Consider the following 2,882-nt stretch of genomic DNA (forward strand, 5'->3'; position numbering starts at 1 on the left):
GCTGAAGTCGCTGCTGGGTACCTGGGCGCTGGCCGCCTGCGGGCCGGCCGAGGCGGAGGCGGTCGAGGAACACCTCGGCGCCTGCGGGTCCTGCGCGGACGAGGCCCTGCGGCTGCGGGAGGCGGTCGGCCTGCTCCACCGGCCCGAGAGCCTCGACCTCGACCCGGGTCTGCGCACCCGCGTCCTGGAGTCCTGCCTGGAGCGGCGCCCGCCGCGCATCCCCGTACCGGAGTGGGCCGCCGCCTACGACGCCGAGACCGCGCGCCTCGACGCGCTGCTGCAGGACTTCGGGGAGTCCGAGTGGCACGCGCCGGTACGGCTGCGCTGGTACGAGGCCGACGAGGCGAGCAGCCGCCGCACCACCGTCGCCGGGGTGATCGCGCATCTGCTGACGGTCGACGGCCTGGTCGCGGTGGCCCTCGGCCTGGACGACCCGCTCGGCGACGCCACGGCCACCCGGCCCACCCCGTCGGACCGTACGGAGGCCTACTGGCGGGCCGCCCACCACCCGCCCACCCGCTCCGTCCGCGCGCCCTGGCGGGAGCAGAGCCACGCACTTGTACGGACGGTGTCCTTCACGGGCGGCCGCACCGGGCGGATGACGGTTCCGTACGGCGACTACGAACTGCCGCTGCACGACGCGATGCTGGACCGGGCCTTCGAGTGCTGGGTGCACGCGGAGGACATCGCCGAGGCCGTCGACTACCCCTACGCAACGCCTTCCGGACGGCATCTGCACCGCATGGTCGACCTGGCCGCGCGGATGCTCCCGGCCGTGCTGGAGCACCGCCGGCTGCACGGGCTGGCCTCGCCCGTCGAACGGCGGCTGGTCGCCGCGGGGGAGCCGGGGCGCAGCCTGCGGCTGGAGATCGAGGGGTCCGGCGGCGGTGAGTGGCTGATCCCGCTGGACTCCCCCGCGGCGAAGGGCTCCGCCGAGCACGAGGTGGCTCATGTCGCGCTGGACGGCGCGGAGTTCTGCAGGCTGGCCGCGGGCCACGTCCCGCCGCGGGAGGCCGCCGCCGGGCAGGAGGGGGACCGTGCGGCCATCAACGACGTGCTGTTCGCTGCCGCGAGCATGAGCCGGATTTGACATCCTCGCCGCCCTGAAGGACGGCGATTCCCGCCTGCCGCGCCGTTGCAGGCTGCGGTGTCGAGTGGGTTCCTGCTTCGCCGCGCGGTGCCGGGACGAGTCCCGGTCTTACCTGCGCTCCACAGGCTGACACGGCCAGTCCGGCCGCCCTGGCGATGTTGACCGCCGCGTTGATGTCCCGGTCCAGGACGGCCCCGCAGGCCCCGCAGGTCCACACACGGACGTGCAAGGGCTTGGGGCCGTCCTTCACGCCGCACTGCGAGCACACCTGAGACGTGGGCTCGAAGCGGCCGATGCGGACGAAGGTGCGCCCGTACCGTGCGGCCTTGTACTCCAGCATGCTCACGAACGCCGACCATCCGGCGTCGTGCACGGACTTGGCCAGGCGCGTGCGGGCGAGCCCCTTCACCGCCAGGTCCTCCACGGCGACCGCTTGGTTCTCGCGGATCAGCTTCGTGGAGAGCTGGTGGTGGAACTCGCGGCGCGCGTCCGCGACACGTGCGTGTGCCCGTGCGACGCGGACCCTGGCCTTGTCCCTGTTCTTGCTGCCCTTCTCCTTGCGGGACAGGTCCCGCTGGGCCTTCTTGAGGCGCTTGGCGGCCCGGCGCAGGAACCGCGGGCTGTCGGCCTTCGTCCCATCCGAGAGGACCGCAAAGTGCCCCAGCCCGAGGTCGATGCCCACCTCGGGCATCGACTGCGGCAGCAGTTCCCCGGGGCCGGTCTCGACGACGAAGCTCGCGAAGTACCGGCCCGCACTGTCCTTGACCACGGTCACCGTGGACGGGGTGGAGGGCAGGGATCGGGACCACTTGACCTTCAGGTCGCCGATCTTCGGCAGACGCAGCTTCCGCCCAGGTGTGATCGACCAGCGGGCGTTCGCCGTGAACCGCACGGACTGCCGGGTGTCCTTGCGGGACTTGTACCGGGGCGCACCCATACGCGGGCGCTTGCCCTTCAGCCCGTCGAAGAAGTTCCGGTACGCGGTGTCCAGGTCGCGCAGCGACTGCTGGAGGACGACCGCCGAGACCTCGCCGAGCCAGGCCCGCTCCGGGGCGTTCTTCGCCTCGGTGATGAGCGCCTTCGACAGGTCCCCGGTCTTGGGGAACGGCAGCCCCTGGCTGCGGGCGGTCTCCCGGGCGCGGAGCGCGTCGTTGTAGACCACCCGCGCACACCCGAACGCCCGTGACAACGCGCTGCACTGACCGGCGCTCGGGTACAGGCGGAAGCTGTACCGAAGCTGCACGCCGATCATGCTACACAGTTGGTTTATGGGTATCGATGAGAACGTTCGTACAGGTCGCCACTGCATCTTCCGCATGCACGTCCACTTGGTTTTCGTGACGAAGTACCGGCACTCCGTCTTCGGCGACCGGCACCTGACGCGGTGCGAGGAAATCATGCGGGCCGTGTGCGAGGACTTCGAGGCCGAGCTGGTCGAGTTCAACGGCGAGAACAACCACGTCCACCTCCTCGTGAACTTCCCGCCGAAGGTCGCCGTGTCCAGGCTGGTGAACTCCCTCAAGGGCGTGTCCTCCCGACGCCTCCGTCAGGAGTTCCCCGACCTCGTCCGCCATTACTGGCGGGCACAACGTCTGTGGTCCGGCTCGTACTTCGCCGGGTCGGCCGGCGGTGCACCGCTCAGCATCGTGAAGCAGTACACCGAGCAGCAGAACCGGCCGCTCTGACCCGGGTTGAGGTGAACAGTGCCAATCCATGCACACGGCTGAGGTCAGAGCAGTTCTCAGATTCGCTTCACCACCGGGCTGAAGCCCGGTGCACTGCGAATAGTCCC

3 protein-coding genes are annotated in these 2,882 nt (G+C 70.6%); 2 read left to right on the forward strand and 1 reads right to left on the reverse strand.

Annotated features, from left to right (window positions below; genetic code table 11):
* The first annotated feature begins 1 nt into the window (after nt 1).
* Nucleotides 2-1,090 (forward strand): maleylpyruvate isomerase N-terminal domain-containing protein, encoded by a 1,089-nt coding sequence (locus B9S61_RS23700; RefSeq protein WP_258039821.1) that lies wholly within the window; start codon nt 2-4, stop codon nt 1,088-1,090.
* Here B9S61_RS23700 and B9S61_RS23705 read toward each other — a convergent pair.
* Nucleotides 1,047-2,333 carry an RNA-guided endonuclease TnpB family protein gene (locus B9S61_RS23705; protein WP_107499717.1) on the reverse strand — a complete coding sequence of 429 codons (1,287 nt, stop codon included), beginning with the start codon at nt 2,331-2,333 and terminating at the stop codon, nt 1,047-1,049. The genes B9S61_RS23700 and B9S61_RS23705 overlap by 44 nt on opposite strands.
* Nucleotides 2,334-2,358: 25 nt before the next feature.
* On the opposite strand from B9S61_RS23705, the gene tnpA reads away from it, so the two are divergent.
* Nucleotides 2,359-2,775, forward strand: a complete 417-nt coding sequence (tnpA, locus tag B9S61_RS23710) for an IS200/IS605 family transposase (protein ID WP_103542771.1) — start codon at nt 2,359-2,361, stop codon at nt 2,773-2,775.
* The last annotated feature ends 107 nt before the right edge of the window (nt 2,776-2,882 follow it).

The organism is Streptomyces sp. SM1 (genome assembly GCF_002910825.1).
GTDB classification, from domain to species: domain Bacteria; phylum Actinomycetota; class Actinomycetes; order Streptomycetales; family Streptomycetaceae; genus Streptomyces; species Streptomyces okerensis.

Excerpts from the sequence above, each read along its gene's own strand:
- tnpA (WP_103542771.1), top strand. The coding sequence starts at position 2,359 with ATGGGTATCGATGAGAACGTTCGTACAGGTCGCCACTGCATCTTCCGC.